Here is a 483-nt window from a genome sequence, read left to right on the forward strand (position 1 = left end):
GCCGGCCTCACCGTCGACTGGACCCCCTGGACCCGCACCGGCCACCTCACCGACCTCCCCACCTACGCCTTCCAACACCGCCGCCACTGGCTGCCCGCGGCCAAGCCGGTCCTGGACGCGGCCGGGCTCGGGCTGAACCCGGCCGGGCACCCGCTGCTGGGCGCCGCCGTCCGGCTGGCCTCCCAGGACGGGCTGGTCCTGACCGGCCAGATGTCGTTGACCACGCACTCCTGGCTCGCCGATCACGGCGTGTTCGGGACGGTCATCCTGCCCGGCACCGCGTTCGTCGAACTCGCCCTGCACGCCGCCGACCAGGTCGGCTACCGCGTACTCGACGAACTCACCCTCGAACGCCCCCTCGTCCTCACCGACACCGCCCACAGCGTCATCCAGGTCACCGTCACCACCCCCGACACCGACGGCCGACGCACCGTCACCATCCACTCCCGCCCCCACACCACCGACACCGACACCACCGACGAC

Annotated in this window: 1 protein-coding gene; it reads left to right on the forward strand. The window is 72.7% G+C overall.

Annotated features, from left to right (window positions below):
* On the forward strand, window positions 1-483 hold a 483-nt coding region (locus ADK60_RS24785), incomplete at both ends, for a polyketide synthase dehydratase domain-containing protein (protein ID WP_159400565.1).

This window comes from Streptomyces sp. XY431, from assembly GCF_001279805.1.
In the GTDB taxonomy this organism is placed as follows: Bacteria; Actinomycetota; Actinomycetes; order Streptomycetales; family Streptomycetaceae; genus Kitasatospora; species Kitasatospora purpeofusca.